Below are 20989 nucleotides of genomic sequence, written 5' to 3'. Positions count from 1 at the left end.
AATAGTATCATAAAAAAAGGAAAACTAAAAATCCACCCACAACGATATACGGAAAAAGTATATACGAAGGCAGATTTTCAGCTTTCCTGTAAATCTGCCTTCATAGTCAAATCATTTACGGTGATTCGGTAGAAACTTTCGATCCATATTATCGAGGATATATGAAGGACAGTATTAGTTTAAGTTATTGTATCAATATAATAAAAACATGGTCAAGAGCTAGTTTTTTTCATAAGCGTTTCCCAGTCACTGCGAAAACGCTCCCACTCCTCTTCTTCTGGATCACCACGGTAGGTCATTACTTCGTATCGAGCTGTCATTTCCTGCATTAAATTCGTCTCATAAACCGCATCTACATAGGCTGCATATTCCCGCAAGGTTTGTCCTTCAGGCCGCTCTAACCCTGCCCGGACCAACTGTTTCAATAATAATTGGTACGCCTGTACAAAGTATGGACCGGTTTTCTTTTTTAACCGCAGGATTTGTACAAAAGGGAGCCATTTCCTTCTATACAAATACCCTACGACAAGAAGTAAAGCTATGCATAAAATAATACCGGCACTCCACATTAATAAAGTATTTTGGCTTAAAAGGACACTTTTCTTAGTTGATCCAGGTTCATTTTCGGGTGTATCCGGGCGCTCTCTAGTCTGTGTCTCATCTTGCTCCACTAGTTTTTTGTCTTCCTGCTCGGTTTCCTCCGTATTTTCCGAATTCAAATCCGAATTGTAAAAATCCATTTGCCCATTGAATCCCTTCGTAGGCTCAAATGGTACCCATCCCAATCCTGAAAAATAAACCTCCACCCATGAATGGGCATTATTATTCGTCACTTTATAGGCGGATTCACCTTTATAAATTGATTTCTCCCCTTCCGTATATCCCTTTACCCATCTTGCCGGAATGTTGGCGGCACGTAATAAAATGACCATCGCCGTTGAATAATTATCGCAATACCCAATTTGGGTCTCGAACAAGAATTGATCCACATAATCCTGATTATCGCCTGGATACGGAATGTCTTCTTTAGAATAGCTGAATTCAGGACCGTCGAAGTGATTTTCTATCGCCTTTGCCTTATCGTACCAATTATCCTCATTCGCCGTAAGTTCGTTGGCCAGTTCATAGATACGGGTTGGCAATCCCTCCGGAAGCTGTGTATTGCTTTCCATGAGGACATCCATCGTTTCATCCTGTTCCGTAACTTTCCGTAAGTCAGCCAGATCATAGCTAGGCATTTCATAAACCAGTTCATATTCTTTCGTGGTAAGGGGCTTACTGCCTTCGTCTACCGAAATGTACTTGTCCATATTTGTATAATATTTAAACCAATCTCCGTTCTCAGCCTCTACCTTCTTCAGGTACCCTGATTGGGGATGAAGAAGGTGAGAGTAACTTTCCATCATGGTTACCCTTGTATTCATGTCTTCCGTTTTCAACACTTCAGGAATCTCAAATTCTTTTATATCCTTCAAATCCTGACCATTAGAGAAACTGATATAGTCTTCCATTCCCTCAACGGAAACCCATCCTTTTCCGGTATAGATATCTTTGTTCTCGACTTTCCAATAGTGTCCGGTATTGGCCGTATTATAAAAAATGACCGTATTGTCCGGCTCTATCGACCCACCAAGTGATGAATCATCTTCGTCATACCCCACCCGTTTTTCAACGGAGCTTTCATCACTTCCTGTCACCTTATCGGAATAAGAAACAATGAACGGTACAGGGTCCGGCCATTGTGACGCGAACTTCGGAGCAGTGAAACCAACGAGGACGCTTACTAACAGCATCCCCGCTAGCATGATGGCCCATTTACTGAATGGACGTCCTGAAAACACCAATCTCTCTTGTATGGACAAGCGTATCATGGCCAACACACCAAGCATCGAAAACCCGATGATGATGATCCTGATCATGGCCATATCCCCATCATAAGGTGTGAATGTATCGAGAATCGATAGGAAAATGATCGTTAATATATAAAGTAAAAATATGTTTCGTCTCACCGTCACCCAGTAATGAATCAAGTATGTCACAAGCCAAAGAAGCACGAAAAACAACAGCGTTCTAAAGGGGTTGGAAAGCAGCTCCCACTTCCCCTCATACATATTCGAAGCGTTAGCCGTTATATCCAGCAAATCACCAGTAAGCCATTTGAAGGTCAGGAAAGGATCTGATGAATACAAGAAATGGACCGCAATTAATATAAAGGCACTTACGAGGATGAAACGCACAAACCAGTGGATACCAAAATAGTGTAGGAGCAAGGAAAATAACACAAAGATAATGAAAATCAAGATATTTCCTGTATCCGTAAGCTTCTCTACGGGTCGTAACCATTCGGTAATCAATAGAAGACCAAATATATATAAGAGAACATGCATCCACCTTTCCGATTTGGTAGAATCAGCGTTCATTTGCCTTCACCTCGGTTCGTTCATTTTGAAGGTGACCCTGTTCAAAGAAGACCAACTTTATTCCACGAGCCAACGCCACCGACTTCGCACGTATTTCCTCACCCGTGAAGTCTCCCTGACTTTTCACGCAAAATACCGTCATCGCTTTATTTCCGGTAAATGCACTCCAACCTTCTATCTTTTCCATCGTTAATTCGGACACAATGAATATTACAGAAGCGTTTGATGGTACAACTCCCTTGTTCTTCTTTCCATTCCAGACGCTTGTATGTGTGGCCCTTGATTTTGCAAGACGGTAAAAGAGTCTTCTCCTCTGTTTACTGCCTCCTTTAGCCGGTACGACCTCCATTGATCCCGTACTGGTTAACCCAACATCCATACCCTTCTTTATCAAGGCATGCACCAAAGAGGCCGCAAGTACGATAGCTTCTTCGAAGAAGGGAGAGGCGTACTCATCAAGCATAATAAATACATCGCGGTTTTTCTGCACTTCAAATTCCTTCGTCATGATTTCACTTGTTCGGGCCGTTGCCTTCCAATTTATCCAGGATAATTGATCACCCGGCTGATACTCCCTGATTCCGGACACGACCGAATGTTCCCGCTGTATTTTTTTCGTCGTACCAACTTGTCCTTGATCGAAGACATGCTCCAACTGTTTATAATTCAACTCCTGATAAGCCGGGAAAACGGTGAGTTTCAAAGGGGCATGCACTGTCGCTTCTTTTTCATAGAGTCCAAAGAAGTCCCCTATTTTGAAGCGAACCGATTGGATGACATGTTCTCCTCTTGGCAGATTCTCCAGGGTATATGTCAATTGGAAGGATTGTTTAAATCCTGGAAAAACCAATGTTTTCTTTTCCAGTTCCATCGGCAAATCCTCTTCTACCACCATATATAAAAGAGGCAGTCTGTTTTTCCGGGAGAATACCAATGTCATATCTACCGACTCTCCGGCCTGGCATTCGTGTTTACTAATTCTTCTCTCCACTTCAAAAGCCTGAAGTGGATAAAACAGCAGAATCATAGAGTACGCACCGAACGGCAAAAAGGTATAGAAAATGAACCAACTGATAAACCCGCCTTGAAACATCGCAAAACAAAAGGAAATGAGCATAAGCACTATGATCCCACAGACATTCCTGTTTTTCTTCAGTATGGTAAGCACATTCCGCATTAGGTCACGGCCCTCTTCACGGGTACCTGCGTCGTAGCCACTATCTCATGTATCACCATGTCAGCATTCACCCCCGAGTAATTCGCTTCCGGATTAAGGATTAGCCGATGGGTAAAAACGAACGGAACCAAATGCTGCACATCATCAGGTAAAACGTAATCCCTTCCCTTTAGGAGCGCATAGGCTTGGGCTGCCTTCATTAGGGCAATCGATCCACGTGGGCTCACCCCAAGATATACACTTTCATGCTTACGTGATTGATTGGCTAACTCGACGATATACGTCTTTATCGTATCATCCACGATCACAGCCTTTGCCTCTTTCTGCAAATCTATCAGTTCCTCTAACGAAATCACGGATTCCAATTCTTCAATCGGAGCCGTATATTGGGCCCGATGCAACACTTCTATCTCTTCTGCCACTTCCGGATACCCCATCTTCATTTTCAATAAAAAACGATCTAGCTGTGCTTCTGGAAGTGGGTATGTGCCTTCGTAATCAATTGGATTTTGAGTGGCCATGACGAAAAACGGTTGTTCCAGTTTCCTTGTCACACCATCCACCGTCACGCTTGCCTCTTCCATTCCTTCAAGTAGGGCGGATTGCGTTTTCGGCGATGTCCGATTGATTTCATCGGCCAAAATAATATGGCCCATGATTGGCCCCGGTCTAAAGATGAACTCTTGTTCCTTCGGATTGAAAATCGATACCCCCGTTACATCGGACGGTAGCAAGTCAGGCGTGAATTGAATCCGTTTGAAATCCGCCCCGATGGACTTCGCTAGCGCCCTGACCAAGACGGTCTTCCCCACGCCCGGGACATCTTCCAATAAGACATGTCCACCAGAAAGGAGCGCCACAAGACTTAGTTCTGCTATATCTCTTTTTCCAATAATGACCTTTTCAATGTTTTCCAAAATCATATCCAGTTTCTGATTCACTTGTTTATAAACCATTCTCTACCTCCCATGATTATGTAAATCACTCATGCTTAACCCTTATTTATTCGACATCCATTTTACATTAACCTCCAATTTATCCTTACAAAGTGAGTTTACTAGAATAATACCCCTATAAAAGATATTTCTTGAAATCTTTTCACTATTTAAGTAATTAATTATGATAGACTGGTACTAAGTGAATATAAACCTTGCAGAAAATAGGTGCTGACTTGTCAGCTTAATAGGGAATTCGGTGTAAAACCGAAGCTGTTTCCGCAACTGTAAGTGCTAATGAAATAAGAAATATGCCACTGTTTGTGAATGAATCCGCACGCACGATACCATTCATTCAATCCAAATGGGAAGGTTCTTAGAGTAAAATGATGCACGAGCCAGGAGACCTGCCTTTTTTTTATCGTATTTTGCTCTTCGGAAGTTAGGAGGATTGTACGGCAATCTTCCATCTTTTTTTCCGTTCGAGATACATAGATGATTGTTTGCCGACCAATACCTTTGGTCGGCTTTTTCTTTTGCGCCGAAAAGCAATACGCAGGTCATTCACATTATTAAAAAGGAGGAAAAATTATGGCAAAGAAGGATGTCCGCTTTTTATGCTACCCATTCATGCGCGAATCAGTTTCAACCGTTGATTATGAAATTCGCACCGATTCATTGACGACTCAAATGGGACTGGCAGCGTCGTTCACGAAAGAGATTCCTGAAGTCTACAGGGATTTAATGGAACTGTTGCCGATGGCTTATCATTTAAATGGTTCTGCCCGGGGGAAATTGGCCATAACCGAAGACGGTCTAAACCGCCTAAGTGAAATCTATGACTATTATGTCGCTGAAGTGAAAGAACGCATCGAAACATTTGTGCTACCCCAAGGATCGACGGCAGCCTGTATTTTGCATACTTGCCGTAGTGAAGCCAAGAAATCCGTCCGTGCCTTGCATAAAGTCAGTACGGAAAAAGATGTGCCCGCGATTCTTTTTGATTATGCTCATTTGCTTGCCAATGTTCTATTCGTGATGGCTGTCTATGTCAATAAACAACTGGGTGTCGAAGAGATTCCCTTTATCAGCAAATCCTATCCAACCAAAACAATGAAAAAGAAAACGGAGGAATAAAACATGATAAGAACAGTAAGATCCAGTTGGATTGCCCTTCTGATGGTCGCCCTTTTCCTTACAGGATGTGCCTCGAATGATGATCAGAAATCGATAGAGAAAAAAGATCCTGCAACAACTGAAGAAGTCAAATCCTATACCGTCACCGATGATAGTGGAAAAGAAATCACATTTGATAAGGTTCCGGAAACGGTCGTTTCACTTCAACCCAGTAATACGGAGATTTTATATGCCCTTGGTGTAGGGAATAAGGTGATTGGAGCGACAGATTTCGATAACTATCCTGAGGAAGCTAAAGATGTCGAGCGTGTCTCTGATTCAATGACAATCAATTCCGAAAAAATCATCTCTTTGAAACCGGATGCCATCATTGCCTACACAATTGGCGATGAAGCAGCATTAAAGCCGCTTGAAGATGCGGGAATTCCCATTTTCATTATTAAATCAGCCGTGACCTTTGATGATGTATATAGCGATATTGATCAAATTGCCAAAGTCATGGGCGTAACGGACCAAGGGGAAGACCTAGTCAAAAACATAAAAAAACAAATCAAAGATGTTGAAGAAAAAGTGGCGAGTGTCGATTCTAAAGAAAAAACATATTTCGAAATCAGCCCTTCTCCGGAAATCTATACAGCGGGAGCTGAAACCTTCCAGCAAGAGATCTTGGCGTCTGCCGGTATCGAAAATATCTTTGCCGACCAAAAGGGCTGGGCGAAAATAGCAGATGAAGAAGTCGTCAAGCGCAACCCGGATGCCATCATCACAACCGTAGGCTATGTGGACAATGCTGTGGATGAAATCAAATCCCGTAAAGGTTGGAAAGATGTCAGCGCCGTGAAGGAAGACCAAGTATATCAGCTTAGCGAAGACGTCATGTCACGTCCCGGACCGCGTATCGGAGAAGCCGTAGAACTAACTGCAAAGACCATATATCCGCAATTATTCAAATAAAGACACACTCAAAGCCCGCATGAAATCAAGCATGCGGGTTTTGTATTCTAATTTTTATATTTCTCATTCACCTCTTCCTTCCATCCTTTTCATTCATCGTACATTTTGCTTATACCTTCTCATTTGCTAAAATGAATTATCACATTTTGACGATTCGAGGTAATGAATATGTATAAAAAATTCTTTACATGGGTCTTTACCATCGCCCTTCTTTTAGGTCTCCTGATCACCCTTTCAAAATAAGGAAAAAGAAAAACCCGACTCCTAAATCTGGAGTCGGGCTTCTTCATTTCTTATTTCCTTCTTGATTCAACTTACCCATTCTCGGGATAAGGATAACAAACAGACACACTACGGCAACTCCTAAAACAATCGCCAGTAACAATGATAGATCAAAGTTCAGAAAAGAGTTCTCTTCTTCCCTATCTCTCTTTCGAATGGGGACTTCTGAAGAAAACAACCCCATTTCTTCCGCTTTGGAAGCAATGATATTATTATCCTCCGTCATAGGAGAAAGAAAAAGGGATTCTTCTATCGAATCTATGACATCATACTTTCCTCTTTCAAAAGTAAGTCCTTTTACTTCTTCCGGAATTTTCTCCTTCTGTTTCAATAACACCTCATCATGAAAATATTCAGTTTGGATATTGATATCCTTTTCCTGATACACATTCGGCTCCACGATGGGTTCCTCCTCAGCTTGCCCATCAATAGGCTGGCTGAAGAGGATGAAGAAGAACACGAGAATTACCTGTTTACTCCGCTTCATGGGCCATCTCTCTTTTACCTGCAAGACGCTTCATAACATAAGGAAGGACCGCAGCAACCACCGTGAGTATAATCAAAATGGTAGTAGCCGGGATAAAGGCCAACTGATTCCCGAATTGAATGGACATGTAAACATTGGCTACCGGATGGTCGACATTGAAGTTAGGCATGATCAGGTCTAATAATGGAATCGTAAAGAAACTGATTAAACCAATGACCAGAATCGCCCCGACAAATGGTCCTATCGCAAAGGCAAGCTGTGTGAAAGCTGAGCAGAAGAATAGAAGCAGGACAGTGAAAACGGTCCATTTAATCGCCTGCATATCGCCAAGCGGATAAATCTTCAGCCCATACATGCTAATGATCAAGCCGACGATCAAGTTCAGTAATGCGAATAAGGCTGCATGCACCAGCATCGGAACGGATGCATAATGGTGCAGGAAGAAACCAATCAATAATCCTGAGATAAGGATGATCACTAACATCACGATTGGTGGGATATTAACCTTTTCTTGTTGCAATACTTCCCCGCTGATTTGAACGGGATTCGCCAAATACTCGTACACATACCCGTTCGACTGATCATCCACTAACGTATTATTCAAAACACTGTAGACATCGGTTTTGATTTTCTTCGTGGAATCCACGTTTTGAGCCCAATTTTCATTAAGCTGATCGGCTCTTTCCTGAACGGATCCCACTTTTGCTTGAAGGTCTGATGTATCTTTCGTAACGGTATCTTGACGCTCTGCGACAGAATGGACTAGCTCCGAAATATAACCGACAGTGGTTGCCGTAGAATCCTGAAGAGATACAAACATTTCTCCGTTAAGACTTCCAACAGGGGCCTCCTCCATCTCGGGAGTCTCCATATTACCGGTCAGATTTGCCGTTACTTCTTGAGCCCTCGCTGATATGGCTGCTAATTCCTCCAGCGTGGCTGCATGTTCCACTTCAACATTTTCGTCATATTCTGATATAAAGTCGAGCATCGAGCTAGATAAAGCCCCAAAGTCTTCTTCCACTCCCAAAAGGCTTGATTGGACAAGTTTCGCCTCTTCATCGACGATACCAGAAACGCCATTTTTCATATTTTCTAATTCGTTCATATTGGCGGTAAACACTTCGTCCAAACTTTCTTTCGTTTCATTGACTCGTTGAACAAGTTCCCCATAGGAAGAAAGCGAACCATAATAAGCTAGAAGTGCATTTGAGTCACGGCTCAGGATGGATCGATTAAAGACATCCACTAATGCCGCCCGTCTTTCTCCTCCCACTTTTTTAAGTAGCTCGTCTTCTGTTTTCTTGATTTCCGTAAGGGTCTCATTGATGGTCATACTTTGGATATCCTGTAATTTTTGAATATCCTCCTGTGATTGCTCCCATTGATTACCCAAATCCTTATAATCTTTTCCCAACTTTTCATATTCAGTTTGTAGTTTCTTATAATTTGTTAGTAACGTATTATATGAATCTATCAATGCATTGAATTGTACGACAACTTGATTATAGTTTTCCGTTCTTTTATTCAAGGTCCCGCTCAGACCATTGATTTCCTCTTGCAGACTGCCTGCAAGAGAGCTAATTTGATCTTTTGCCTCTTCACTGCCTTCTGCCGGCACCAAACTTTCAAGGGTCGTATTCATACCATTAATTTTATCCAGTAACACTTGAAGTGAGATATCATCGATTGCTTCCTTTTTTGAAGGCGCTGCCTCTGAATCCCCTTTTCCTCCTGTATCAACATCTTCTATCGGTGTATCGCCTCCACCGATTTCATCTTTATCCCCCGAGCTGTTGGCCAAACTTCCACGTTGCTCCAATAAAGTTGTCTGAAGCTTGTTTAGTCCGTCCTCTTCCGATTGTTTAAATTGATCAATCGAACTTTGTTGTTCATCCTTTATTTTCGAGATTTGTTCCACCTGTTTTTCTTTCATGGTGGTGGAGAAATCCTCCAGGTTACTAGTGCTGCTCTCGATCTTTTCTTGCATCATCACCACGTTCTCATTCATGCCTTGTTCATTAAGACTAAATCCCGGTTTAGTATCCTTTTGGATATTCGGTATCGTCTGGACTCCCTCATTCAGCACCCCATCATACGCTTGGATGCTATCCATGATCAGCTGTTGATTTTGGGTGGATGTCAAAGCAAAAAGAGCACTTTGCGCTTTCTGGTATTCCTCAAACGTCACAACTTCCTCCACGAAAGAGGCCATTTGTGCTTTTGTTTTCCCCATTTCACCTAATGTTTCATTGGTGGTTTCCCCTGCACTCTTCGTGGAAGCGAAAACCCCTTTGAGCATATCTTTATGTTGCTTGATTTCCCCAGCCAGGCTTTCTGAGCTTGGGGTATAAAATTCATACATCGTGTTTTGGAAAGCGATTTCCTTCGTCAAAACTTTATCGAATTTTTTGCGGATATCTTCTACCGATTGAGATACATAGCTCCAGTATTGCGTGGAAATATGCTTATTCATTTTATTCTTGGTCTTCTCTAACTCTTTTTGGACCTTTTCCATATTTTCCGCATTTAAGCTTGTCTGGACCTTGTATTTAACCCCCGCTTTGACTGGTTGTTCTTCATTAAAGGTATAAATGTTCTTGGAAAAGTCCGATGGGAAATAAATGATCGCATCATACTTTTTATTAGCCAATCCACTTTCCGCGGCACTTCTGTTGACGACGACCCAATCATATTCAGAATCCTTGTCCAAAGTCGTGACAAGTTCTGATCCGACTTGAATCTGGTTCTTATCATATTCCGCCCCATTATCTTCATTGACAATAGCAATCTCACGAGAAGCCGTTTCTGTTTTCTTCATTGGGTTTTGACCGATATAAGAAAAAAACAAGATGGGCAGAGCAATGATCACAAGTATCTTCCCAATTAATAACAACGGCTTTATTGTCTTATTCAACGTCTTTCTCCCTCCTTCTTATTCACTTAGTGGAATCTGGATTTTACTTTCCCTGCCATTTAGAACAAAATAACCGTACCCTGGCTGAATTTCTTCTTCTTTTCTTGAATACGAGAGCGTATATAAACTCTGATCCGATTTTTTCAGAAGCAAGATTGCCTGCCTGATCTGTTTCAATTCCATTGTCAGGGAATCATACCCCTTCGTGAAGTCATTCGCATTTCCAGCCACGAGCATGGAAAAACCTAAGTGGCTGTATTGTTTCATTAAACCGCTTATCTTGTCCTGAATTCCTCCATCAATCGCTTGCTGGAATCTTGAAATGCTGTCGATAACAAAGATGACGGATGAAAAATCAATCTGTTTCATCGGCTTCTGTTCCAAGGCCTCTAAATACTGGCGTTCACGAGCCTCAAATATTTCCGTGATGTGATCGAGCCATTCTGTAATTTGGTCTTTCGTTTCTACGTAACGTACTGTCTCCCTGCTTGCATAAGGTGATAGACCGCGATCCACTCCATCAAATACGCCAACTTCCCCGACCGTCTGGGTAAGAAGCGTTTCTAAGACCACTTTAAGCATGTTCGTTTTCCCTTTACGTGACTGACCGACAATAAGTAAGAATGGGTTGGCATGCAAATCTACCCATACAGGAGATACGCTCTCTTCTGAAAGGCCGATTGGTATGAGCCCTTTCTTGGTAGATGGTGAATAGTACGTCTTGAATGACGCCAAGTCTAGGCGATTTGGCAACATTGGAATGGCTGGCGGCTTAGCCAAATCCTTGTATCGAGTCTTGTTTTCAGCCACGACCTGTTTCATTTCTTCCAAAACGGCTACATCGTCTTCTCCATCTGCTGGCAGATACACCTGCATCAGATAGGTCTGGTCTGTCTTCACCAATGCCCGCCCAGGTACTGGTTCATTTTCATAAGGCGTCCTGCCTAAAACGGAATATTGTTCCGAACTGTCCATTAGGTAATGAACGACCTTCGTTTTTAAACTATTCATCAATGGCTGACGGATGGCATTGATTCTTGTAGCGGTCAAGATCATAAAGATTCCAAGTGATTGTCCATCACGGGCAAACTGGATGAATTGCGCTTCCTGGTCTGGCATTTCATCCTTCACCAAGTCAAAGTTGTCAATGACGATGTAAATAATCGGCAACTTATCTTCTACTAGGGCGTTATAGAGCTTGATATTGCTAAGTTCCCGTTCAGAGAAAAGCTGTTTCCGCCTTTCCATCTCCGTCCTCATGAACAACATGAATTTCTCGATTTTCCTCATCTCATCCAATCTGAAATAATCTCCTGTGTGTGGCAGCTGTCGAAGTGGCAGCAGTGCACTATTTCCAAAATCAAAAATGTAATAATGCAGTTCTTCAGGTGAAAATTGATCGATGAAATTGAATAGAAGCGTTAATACCGTCGTTGACTTGCCATAGCCGGAAGATCCGAAAATCCCGATGTTTCCATCTTCTATCCAGTTGTAAACATAATCCGTCTGGCTCTGCAATTCGGGCTCGTCTTTCATTCCTAGATAGAACTGGTTTTCCGTTTGGCTTCTTTGATCAATTCGTGATAGTCGATTTGAAAGAGGAGGCAGCCAAGGACTAGCCAGTTTGGGAATTTTCATTTCTTTCTGCGTCGCTACAATATGATCTGCCACAGCTTCAATTTCACTGATTTTCTCTTTACGTGTGCGAGAGACTTGCTCCGTTACATTGGATATCTGGACAAGCCCTAGATCCGTGACGAGTGCTACTTCATCCTCGGATCCCACTGTATCCTCCATATAAGGGGCGCCGCTCCATGCCGACTGAAACAGTTCGTACACCTCATTATTGCCTACTTGTAAATAACCACGCCCGGTGACGGTAATGTTCGCAGCATCGCTATTTTTCAAGATCTCCTTACTATCATTGGCATCCTGCACCTTTAAGGAAATCTTAAAACGGGCATTACTCCAAATCTGGTTATCAATCACACCACCTGGCTTTTGCGTGGCCAGAATCAAGTGAACACCCAAGCTCCGGCCGATCCGTGCCGTACTGACCAATTCCCGAATGAAATCAGGTTCTTCATTCTTAAGCTCGGCAAACTCATCCGAAATCAGGAATAAGTGTGGCAATGGCTTGTCGGCTTTTCCTTCTTTATATAAATCCGTGTAATCATTGATATGATTGACCTCATAGCGATCAAACAGGCGCTGGCGTTTCTTCAGCTCGCTATTGATCGAGGCAAGTGCCCGGGCACTGAAGTTCTTGCTTCCCTCAATATTCGTAATGACTCCAAGTAAATGGGGAATCTGCTTGAAAGGCTGTGCCATTCCTCCCCCTTTATAGTCAATGAGCAGAAAGGCAACTTCATGGGGATGATAGTGAACAGCCAATGAAAGAATATAGGTCTGCAACAATTCACTCTTCCCTGAACCCGTCGTACCGGCAACCAGACCGTGGGGACCATGTGCCTTTTCATGTAAGTTCAGCTCCACCCTATCTGTCTTTCCTTTCAATCCAATCGGCACCGCTAACGACTTGGAAGACTGATTCGTCAGCCAATTCTGGCTGATTGGCAGCTCCTCCACTTCACGGGCTTTTAAAAGTTCCAGGAACGAAACGGTTTCAGGGATGGAATTATTCATCCCTTTTTGATGGTCAAGCGACCGTAATAACCGGGCGTACCGCTCATTTCCTTCCTTACCGTGCTCATCTAGCCGGAAAGGCGTATGAACGGCTTTTGTTTGCTGAATCAAGATTTCTCCCTCATGATCATTGATATACTTCACTAATGTATGGACATTTTCCGATAAACTCTCCTTGGCATCGGCTGCAAAGATGGTTGATATGCCCAGCTCTTCGGTCTTCCCTTCCAAATACTCAAGAATGACATGTTCCGCAATCAATGTACGGTCGGTGACAATAAATACGAAATGAGGGGTGAATCTTACTTTTCCTTTATTCTCGTCAAGGTCCCTTTCTCTGAGTAACTGGTAAATGGAAGATAATAGTTGATCACGAGATTGTTCATTATAGATGAAGCCTTTCGCGTATGCATGTGGCAGCTGGAAATGAGGCAACCATTTCATCCATTCCCATTCCTCATAATCCTTTTCTGGGAAAATCGCCACAAACCGGACATCATGATAGCTATGGAAGAAAGACAACTGGCCAATCATCTGCTGCAGCTCGCGTTTGACGACTGTTTCCTTTCCGACTAGGCCCATGGAGCCGCTAGACAAATCAATCGTTAAGGGTAGATCGTCAAGGCTTTTGTAAACATCGACAAGTTCCTGGGACTGTTCAAGTAGATCATCAATATCCCGATTTGACATATCACTGCTGTTTACCTTGACCTCATAACTGGAGGGAATGGACGCCGTACCGACCCTGAAGTGGAGAAAGTCTTCACTTTCCATTGTGCGCTCCCATATTCGATCGCTAATCTGATTCGTCAGTTGCTTCATTTTCTCAAAAGAAGGGTAATGGTAGAGTAATACTTTCTTTTGCTGTGCCGATAACTCGCCCAACTCTTCTCGCTTTTGTTCTAGATACCTTGTATAGACGCGTAACCGTCTTTCAGCTCTTAGCTTCTGTTTCTTTTTATCTTTAAAGTACTGAACCGTGGAAGTCACCATGGTGGTGGTGAACATCACAATCGATATGAGGATGAATATTCCACGCGGCTGAACAATCATGACGACTCCCATGACGATCAACATCATTAATGGGGGCATTAGGATCAGCCATAGCCCACGATTCTGGTCTTCCGATTCCTGACTTGGGAATGAGATGGTCACTTTCTCATCCGGCAATTCATAGATCATCCGTGGAGTCCTGCGGTACTCGGGATAGCTTTTTTTCATTTCGGATATAGGCTGCATGATTTCGGATAAGGACGTTTCATAACGATCCGCACTTTTGATCATTAATATGTCGCCTTCTAGTAACCTCAGTACCATATATGGGCAACAGATCAAATCGCCATTTTCCAGTGCCGTCATTTCTTCCACCTTTTCACCATTTAAAAAAAGCCGGTCCGCTGTAGGTTCGAGCAACCATTGTCCCTGACGACGAACAAGGGAAAAGCCATTTCCACTTGGTTCCTGCTTGCATATCGTCGCTCCTGATTGGGCGGATATCGATATTTCTTTCAAACTATCTATATAATAAAGGCTTTCATTCAGTTCTCCGGGAGCATAAAAGATTTCCACAGCTTCCTGATTTTCGTGAAAAATATAGGACTGGAAAGGCTTTACCTCCCCAATCTTCTCTTCGCCCCTGAATACCATATATTCATCAAGCTCTTCATCTTTCCTCAACTCAATGTGTCCCTCGTTAAAGGGAAGCGAATAAATCGTGATTGTATCCTTTTGTGATGATCCAATCGTAATTGGGTCCAGTTGCTTCTCCCTAATCGTATAAGATTGGTATGTCTTCTTACAGAAAATCCATAGTGAACTCATTCTTTCTCACCTCCGCAAAGGGCACATACGTACTCAATCTTTGCTATTCTCTTTCTCTTTTTCTTCAGCTGATTTTCCCGAGGCTTCCTTGCTATCAGGTTCTTCTTTAGAAGCAGGTTCCTTTTTCTTTTCCTCTTCTTTTACAGCTGGTTTGGCTTCCGGTTCCACTACGCTTTCTCTATTTGGCTCTGTAGTAGGCTGCTCCTGTTCTTCCAATTGCGTGGCCTCTTCAAGCTGTTTTTGATATTCATCCATTTCCTTTTTATACTCCTTAAGCTCCGTATCCACTTCTTTCACTTGTGTCTCCTTTTCTTCACCGGACAAATCCTCATTAGATTTAATTTGTTCCTTTTGTGTCAAAAGTCCATACATAATCAATTCTCGATCTTCCATGATTCTCGCTAAGTTGATTGCATCCTCGCTTATGCCCCGGCCAATGTATATCCAATAGAGAAGATACTGACTATCGGTCTGTAGCGTAATGGCCTTTAAGATATTTTCCTTCTGAAAGTCCATCAATGACCCATGGGTAGTGACATAAGATTTAGAAAGCTCATACTGAACAACATATGGCATTTTCTCAGGATTGAAATGTTCCAATCGATCAATGACTTGGCTATATTCCTGTTTCAGGAAATTCTCCCCGCTTTCCACATAAGCCTCTTGCCTTGGTTGGGAAAAGAATAGTGTATAAATCGTAAAGAATAAGAGAGGGACTAAGATTATGCCTATTCCCCATAATGTGTAACGCTCCATTTTCCACTTTTTTTCTGGAATATGCACAAATGTTTTATGTTCTTTTTCCAGAAACTCTATTTGATTCTGGACATACAAGATCAGCCCTTCCCAAGTCTCTTCCGCTAAGATACTTTGGGTTTCTTTCGATAGTTTAAGAGTTTTATGGTAAAGAAGGTACTGATCAAATGTATACTGACTATCAACAAGAGCTGCAATCGTCGCCTTGGTTTCCTGAAACAGCTGGTTGGCGTTCTCCTCATACGGCGGCAGGCTTTCTTTTACGCCATAATGAAGAAAATAGGGAGTAAAACTTCGATCGAAAACCAGATTCTCCGGGCAGACGATTACCCGTAACCGAGTTAACTCATGTCTCCTGATCTTGTTAATCATTTGATGGGAAGCCATCCATCGATTCAAAGAACTTTTATTGCGTGCCTTGTTAAAAGCAAAAAAAGAGGTGGGCGGTACAATGCTGATCTGCACCTCATCCTCTGAAACCTCTATAGTTTTATGAAGAACCGAATCCACTTCCTGAATCAGCTGTAATTCCAAGGGATTTTGCATCAGCAATTTAGCACGTTGGAAAACGAATATATATCCATCATCATTCTTCTTCATTACCGCTTCCATTTGCTTTTCCAAATATGATGATTTTTTCTCACCCATTCTATGTACTCCTTTACCCCTGCTAAAGGGCTTTAGACTTTTTTCCTATATGTAGGACATGCCTCTTCCATTAAAGAATCTCGAGCCGATCCCCCGTCGTGATGCCACTATCCACTAATGTGTCATAACCGGAACAAACAAACTCCTTATTTTGAACCCGCACCCAATACCCTTCCCGTGGCACTTGTGCAATCCCCTTTACCTCCCAGACAATTTCCACAACCTTTTTGACGGAGCGGTAATTGGACACTTGGAGATCAAAGACCTCGCCCGTATATCTTTTTAAATCAATGGTTAATTGAATATAAATGCCAATCACCTCATTAAAAGAAAAAAACGCCACGATCTACAATCAGATTCACGGCGCTTTTCCCTAAAGCTTCTATCTCGTTTTTATCTAATTATCCGCGAATTTGGCTAGCAATTTGATTATCTGTATCTTCAAGGATTTGAGCAGATTTCGTCAATTGTTGAGATACTTCATTTAATAAACGAGCCATATCATTAAATGAAGGTTTTAATTCTTCATATTGTCCAACGAAGGCTTGACTAGAAGAACCTTCCCAAATTCCTGTTAAGTGATCCCTCATTTTATCCAAACGGCCAATAATATCAACGACCTGCTGGCTTTCATTATCATATTGTCTAGCTACATCCTTAAGTTCCGATGGGGTTACGCGAATTTGTGACATAACAATTCCTCCTTTAATGTGTTTAGTTACATTTTAATAGAACTATACAAATTCTGCCATAAAAATTAACAAACGGGTCATAAAATGGTAAATTATGATTATATAAATAATCCTAAATCTACCATCATAGAAGTCTAAGTACCTGTTTCCATACATTTCTAAACCACTTTGGGCGAAATATATATCATTTTTTTCCATATTTTTAAACAAACCGCTCTATATACCTACTATTTTTTCCTTTAATAGGATTAATTCGTCCTTTCCATTATAAAAGGTGACTTTTGCACCCCCATCATTGTTTTAATCAATCGTTTGATTAAAGACTTTAGGTCCGGCCCACACTAACTTGGGAGGAAATGTAATATACTTCTTTGAACGATGTTCACTATAAACAACCCGGATATCATGATCATGGTTGTAAGCTTCTGCTCACAAATAGACCAAAGGACTTCAAACTTACGAATATCCCATTCCTTTCTACCTATTTTTTTGAAAACATTTGATGATATCAGAAGTAACATTTCCCATTATGATAGAATTATTTACATTAGTTGGGTAATGTGTAAAAAACGAGTATAGGTGGAACGCAAAATAGATGATTGGATATTCAAATCGTACAGCATCTTTGAAGGGGGGATATTTAAATGAAGGGCAAAAAAGTCATGGCGCTAGGAATAGGTGTAACCGTATTGCTGGGAGGATGCTTAAATATGAATCTTTCAAAAGATAAAGAAGTAGAAAAGGAAATAGTCGCCACGAGTGGTGAAAGAAATGCTTATGAAAAAGATCACTTTGTACGAATTCAAGACTATCATGGGGCTGGGTACACCCTACGCAATAGTGGAAAGGAAATCCGTCACCTCGCTGCAAGTCACCGGGAAGAGATTCAAAAGGCAGTAAAGGCATTCTTCCTCGATACATATAAGACGGAAGTTATGGTCCATAACATAATCGGTGCGGTTGATGGGGCATCTGTTTTTGTTGAGTCAATCGGCGAACCTCATTTTTATACCTTTGCCATCGTCCCCATTGATCTCGATAGGAAAAAAGTAAAAACAGATGAAGTTTGGTCTCAAGAGGGACAAGTGGAAAACGCCCTTTCTGGTGCACTATACGCCATGGCTTTTGATGAGGATTTCACAAACTTAGATCGCTACTTAAAAGAAACCACAGCCAGTTACCCTATAGTGGGAACACCAATAAAGGCCATTGAAAAAGTAGGCGCTAAAGGATACGCAACCTCTCACTACTATGTAAATCCAGTAGGAGATACATTTGATTCCCTCTATAAAATGTATCTAAAAAACCCGGATATCAGTAAGGATGAATTGAGGGATTTTCTTCAGAAAGACGCATTTGGACCAGAGGATATCATTTTCACCATTTATTTATACATGAAAGACAAAGATAAGGCCCCTGATGAAGCCATTTTCAATAAAATCGTCTCTGATATCGAAAAGATGGAAGGCATCCCACGTGGTTCATATTCCATCATATTGAATGATAACTTAATCGACCGAAGACGAGCAATTGGGACGAAGGAAAACTCGTTAAAAAGAACAGCACCAAATGAAATCATGAAAGATTAGGGAGGATCTTCTATGGCTGTTGTTAATACCCTATCAAGCCACGCCACCGATGATAATGATTTAGTCGAGCTTGCCGGATACCATTCTTATGTTCACTATGATATAGATGAAGTGTTCAAGGTGAATGAAAAGAAATTCAGGGTGATAGATACCATCTATAACACGGATACCGGTCTTGATGCACTTACTGTTCAAAATGTTAAAACAAGAGAGCTGACCGTGGTATTCGTTGGCAGTGAGCAAATGGATACGGATTGGATTGGAACGAATACAAAACTGCTTAGCGATGCCCCCCCTGCCCAGGTCCGAGAAGCCGTAGCCTATTTTGAGCATATAAATGATGAAGTGGGTGAGGTATCTTCCGTCTCTGGAAATTCCCTTGCTGGTGCTTTAACCAATGCGGTCGGAATCGATAATCCAGGAGTAAAAGCCGTTACCCTAAATCCAGCGATCCTTCCTGCTGGTATGGTTGATCCGGATAAAGAATATGCTAATATTACAAATTACTATAGTAAGTTTGACTTTCTGACGGGGACGGAAGAGACCATTAAGATGGGCGACCGCATTCCTGGTAAGAAGTACGGAATAAATAACGGCGTCCCCTCCTTTTCCATGCTTGGCTCCAACCATACTGGATATATCAAGCAAGATGCAAATGGAGAATTTACATTAGAGATAGGAATAGAAGGAGAACCAGGTCACGGCTTTGTCCATATTGGAGCTGACGATCATATCGTCACAAGTCTCTGGACAGGCGCCCCTTTGTATGGGGGCCAGAGTGAGCGAATCGAAATGAACCAAGAAAACATGATGCTACTGTCCCATGGAATACGTGATAATGTGAAAGGCCGTCTTGGCAAGGTCAGGGAATATGTCGGTAACTCAGTCCGTATCGTCCATACCGAAAATGAAAAATTCAATCAACGGGTAACAGCACTTCAGGATGCCTTTCAACAAAAGTTCGAGGAAACTGCCGGGGAACCTGTCTTTATGGGTATCACCACAACGGGGTTTGTCATGAAGGCATGCATAGACGAACTAATTAGGCTCCTCGATAAGGCAGAAGACAAATGCAGGATTCTAAATAATGTCCTGAACTCTAAGCCTGTTGAGATAGTCGAATATATCACATCCGTGAATCTAAGCGTCGAGACTCTTTTCTATGCTCCAAAAGAGTACTTGAAGCAATTGAAAGCGGATATCGATGACTTAGTGGCAAGTGCCGGGACTATTATTTCGAATGAAATCCCGGAGTTATTTAAAGGCGGAAAAGACCTTTTTGTAGATGCAGTTGTAGGAGAACTTGACGCGCACTATGACATACTCGAAAGAAATAAGGAAAGCGTCTATAAACAATTACAGGATTACGAGCGCCAAGTTCAGGACATTGCCGATACGTTTCACGATAAGGACGCCAGTATAGCAGGAGCCATACAAACCAGCGCATCCCCGACAGATGGAATAGGCTCTGTCCAGAAAACAGCTCTTATCACTTTAGAGCCCTCCCCCTACCTAAAGGTCGGCATGAAAATCAAAGAGATTCAAGTCCAAATGGCACATAATCAAATCAACACTTTAGGGATGACGGTATTAATGCCGATCCTCATAAGCGTAAAAACAGTACTGACACTGATCGAGGCAGCATTAGACGCCATCATTCTAGCTGTTAATGCCGTTTTGGCAGTAGGAATTTACGGTAATCCTGTGAGCTTGCTTATAAGTTTATTTACGGATTATGAACAGAAAATAAAGAACGCCGTCCAAGAAGTATTGGAGCCTATCATAGAAATGGAAACATCCATAGAAGGCATTCGTCTAGGAATGGACCGTATGATCATCAATCTTCCTGAAATGCTTAGTAATTTTAAACCATATATCGATACAGCGATTTTCGAACCTGGAAAATTTAGTGATGTTCGTCTATACAATGTTTCTGCTCTAGCCGTTCTGGATGACATGGAAGTTTTATTCGAGGATATTACCTTTCAACTATCAGGTCAAAAAGCAATGGCAATTGAAGCCACCTTGGAAATATCGAAGAACGTATTAGGAAACATCCAGCTCTTAAAAGAACAAGTCAATCGGGGAACACTATAATCCATGAGATTGACAAGGATACAATCCCACTGCCTCTACTACTCTATCATTCAACCGTTGGGATTGCTTACTCCTCATTCGAGTTTTATCCACGTTTTGCATTTCCCCCTATTTTAAAGAAGGAAATCTCTTTATAATGAAAGCATCCTGTTCTCCATCCTAATAATGACCATTCAACAACAGCCAAGGTGGAAAAAAGATGAAAATGTATAAGTTAACGGAAGACTTTTCCTCACTTTATAAAAAAGGAGCAAGATTCTTCGTCGTTTCTGACTCGGAGTTTATCGGTGTCAAAAGCTATGTATTGCTATCCGAAGACTTGAGGGGCAAAATTGAAGTAACGGACGATGAGTTGAAGAATAAATTTGTTTCCATTAAAGGGAAGCCTCACTAGTTTATAAAACAAAAAAAAGAGGGATTTTCATCAATGA

At 41.9% G+C, this 20989-nt stretch carries 14 protein-coding genes and 2 riboswitches; of the genes, 5 read left to right on the top strand and 9 right to left on the bottom strand.

The features are described from left to right. Positions 1-83: 83 nt before the first annotated feature. A riboswitch (purine riboswitch) is annotated at positions 84-185 on the bottom strand. Between the two features lie 27 nt (positions 186-212). From ACIQXU_RS18675 to ACIQXU_RS18665, 3 genes are read right to left on the bottom strand one after another with little or no spacing between them, the layout of a single operon-like run. Continuing rightward, entirely contained in the window at positions 213-2420 is a 2208-nt protein-coding gene (locus ACIQXU_RS18675) for a transglutaminaseTgpA domain-containing protein (protein WP_402991643.1), read from the bottom strand. Beyond that, positions 2410-3597: a DUF58 domain-containing protein gene (locus tag ACIQXU_RS18670; protein WP_402991639.1), complete on the bottom strand. Its 1188-nt coding sequence runs from the start codon at positions 3595-3597 to the stop codon at positions 2410-2412. The genes ACIQXU_RS18675 and ACIQXU_RS18670 overlap by 11 nt, the downstream gene beginning before the upstream one ends. Then, on the bottom strand, positions 3597-4553 hold the full coding sequence (locus tag ACIQXU_RS18665) for an AAA family ATPase (RefSeq protein WP_402991636.1): 957 nt from the start codon (positions 4551-4553) through the stop codon (positions 3597-3599). The genes ACIQXU_RS18670 and ACIQXU_RS18665 overlap by 1 nt, the downstream gene beginning before the upstream one ends. 188 nt (positions 4554-4741) lie before the next feature. Continuing rightward, positions 4742-4961: riboswitch (cobalamin riboswitch) on the top strand. A gap of 162 nt (positions 4962-5123) precedes the next feature. Here ACIQXU_RS18665 and ACIQXU_RS18660 point away from each other — a divergent pair. Continuing rightward, entirely contained in the window at positions 5124-5669 is a 546-nt protein-coding gene (locus ACIQXU_RS18660; RefSeq protein WP_402991633.1) for a hypothetical protein, read from the top strand. A gap of 3 nt (positions 5670-5672) precedes the next feature. Then, positions 5673-6623 carry an ABC transporter substrate-binding protein gene (locus ACIQXU_RS18655; RefSeq protein ID WP_402991630.1) on the top strand — a complete coding sequence of 317 codons (951 nt, stop codon included), beginning with the start codon at positions 5673-5675 and terminating at the stop codon, positions 6621-6623. Positions 6624-6909: 286 nt separating this feature from the next. On the opposite strand, the gene essA is transcribed toward ACIQXU_RS18655, so the two are convergent. The 6 genes from essA to ACIQXU_RS18625 all read right to left on the bottom strand — a co-directional run bounded on the left by essA (position 6910) and on the right by ACIQXU_RS18625 (position 16872). Then, a complete protein-coding gene (gene essA, locus ACIQXU_RS18650; protein ID WP_402875530.1) occupies positions 6910-7392 on the bottom strand; it encodes a type VII secretion protein EssA in 483 nt (160 codons plus the stop codon). Next, positions 7379-10309: a type VII secretion protein EsaA gene (gene esaA / locus ACIQXU_RS18645; RefSeq protein ID WP_402991627.1), complete on the bottom strand. Its 2931-nt coding sequence runs from the start codon at positions 10307-10309 to the stop codon at positions 7379-7381. Before esaA ends, essA begins: the two co-directional genes overlap by 14 nt. An 18-nt stretch (positions 10310-10327) precedes the next feature. Continuing rightward, positions 10328-14776, bottom strand: a complete 4449-nt coding sequence (gene essC, locus ACIQXU_RS18640) for a type VII secretion protein EssC (RefSeq protein WP_402991624.1) — start codon at positions 14774-14776, stop codon at positions 10328-10330. Between the two features lie 33 nt (positions 14777-14809). After that, positions 14810-16180, bottom strand: a complete 1371-nt coding sequence (essB, locus tag ACIQXU_RS18635; RefSeq protein ID WP_402991621.1) for a type VII secretion protein EssB — start codon at positions 16178-16180, stop codon at positions 14810-14812. Positions 16181-16250: 70 nt separating this feature from the next. Further along, the gene (gene yukD / locus ACIQXU_RS18630) at positions 16251-16490 is read right to left on the bottom strand and encodes an ESX secretion system protein YukD (protein WP_402875549.1); all 240 of its coding nucleotides are present in this window, start codon (positions 16488-16490) and stop codon (positions 16251-16253) included. A gap of 91 nt (positions 16491-16581) precedes the next feature. Further along, positions 16582-16872, bottom strand: coding sequence for a WXG100 family type VII secretion target (locus ACIQXU_RS18625; protein ID WP_402875524.1), 291 nt, complete (start codon positions 16870-16872; stop codon positions 16582-16584). 644 nt (positions 16873-17516) lie between these two features. Between ACIQXU_RS18625 and ACIQXU_RS18620 the strand changes: the two genes are divergently transcribed. The 3 genes from ACIQXU_RS18620 (at position 17517) to ACIQXU_RS18610 (ending at position 20952) form a co-directional block, all read left to right on the top strand. Next, positions 17517-18461 carry a DUF1672 family protein gene (locus ACIQXU_RS18620; protein WP_402991618.1) on the top strand — a complete coding sequence of 315 codons (945 nt, stop codon included), beginning with the start codon at positions 17517-17519 and terminating at the stop codon, positions 18459-18461. Positions 18462-18473: 12 nt separating this feature from the next. Then, positions 18474-20558: an SA1320 family protein gene (locus ACIQXU_RS18615; protein ID WP_402991616.1), complete on the top strand. Its 2085-nt coding sequence runs from the start codon at positions 18474-18476 to the stop codon at positions 20556-20558. A gap of 199 nt (positions 20559-20757) precedes the next feature. Further along, positions 20758-20952, top strand: a complete 195-nt coding sequence (locus tag ACIQXU_RS18610; RefSeq protein ID WP_402875518.1) for a hypothetical protein — start codon at positions 20758-20760, stop codon at positions 20950-20952. The last annotated feature ends 37 nt before the right edge of the window (positions 20953-20989 follow it).

The sequence above is a fragment of the Peribacillus sp. NPDC097284 genome (genome assembly GCF_044761765.1).
Taxonomy (GTDB): Bacteria; Bacillota; Bacilli; order Bacillales; family DSM-1321; genus Peribacillus.
The sequence above is the reverse complement of the archived record's forward strand: the minus strand, read 5'-3'. Positions and strand labels throughout refer to the sequence as shown.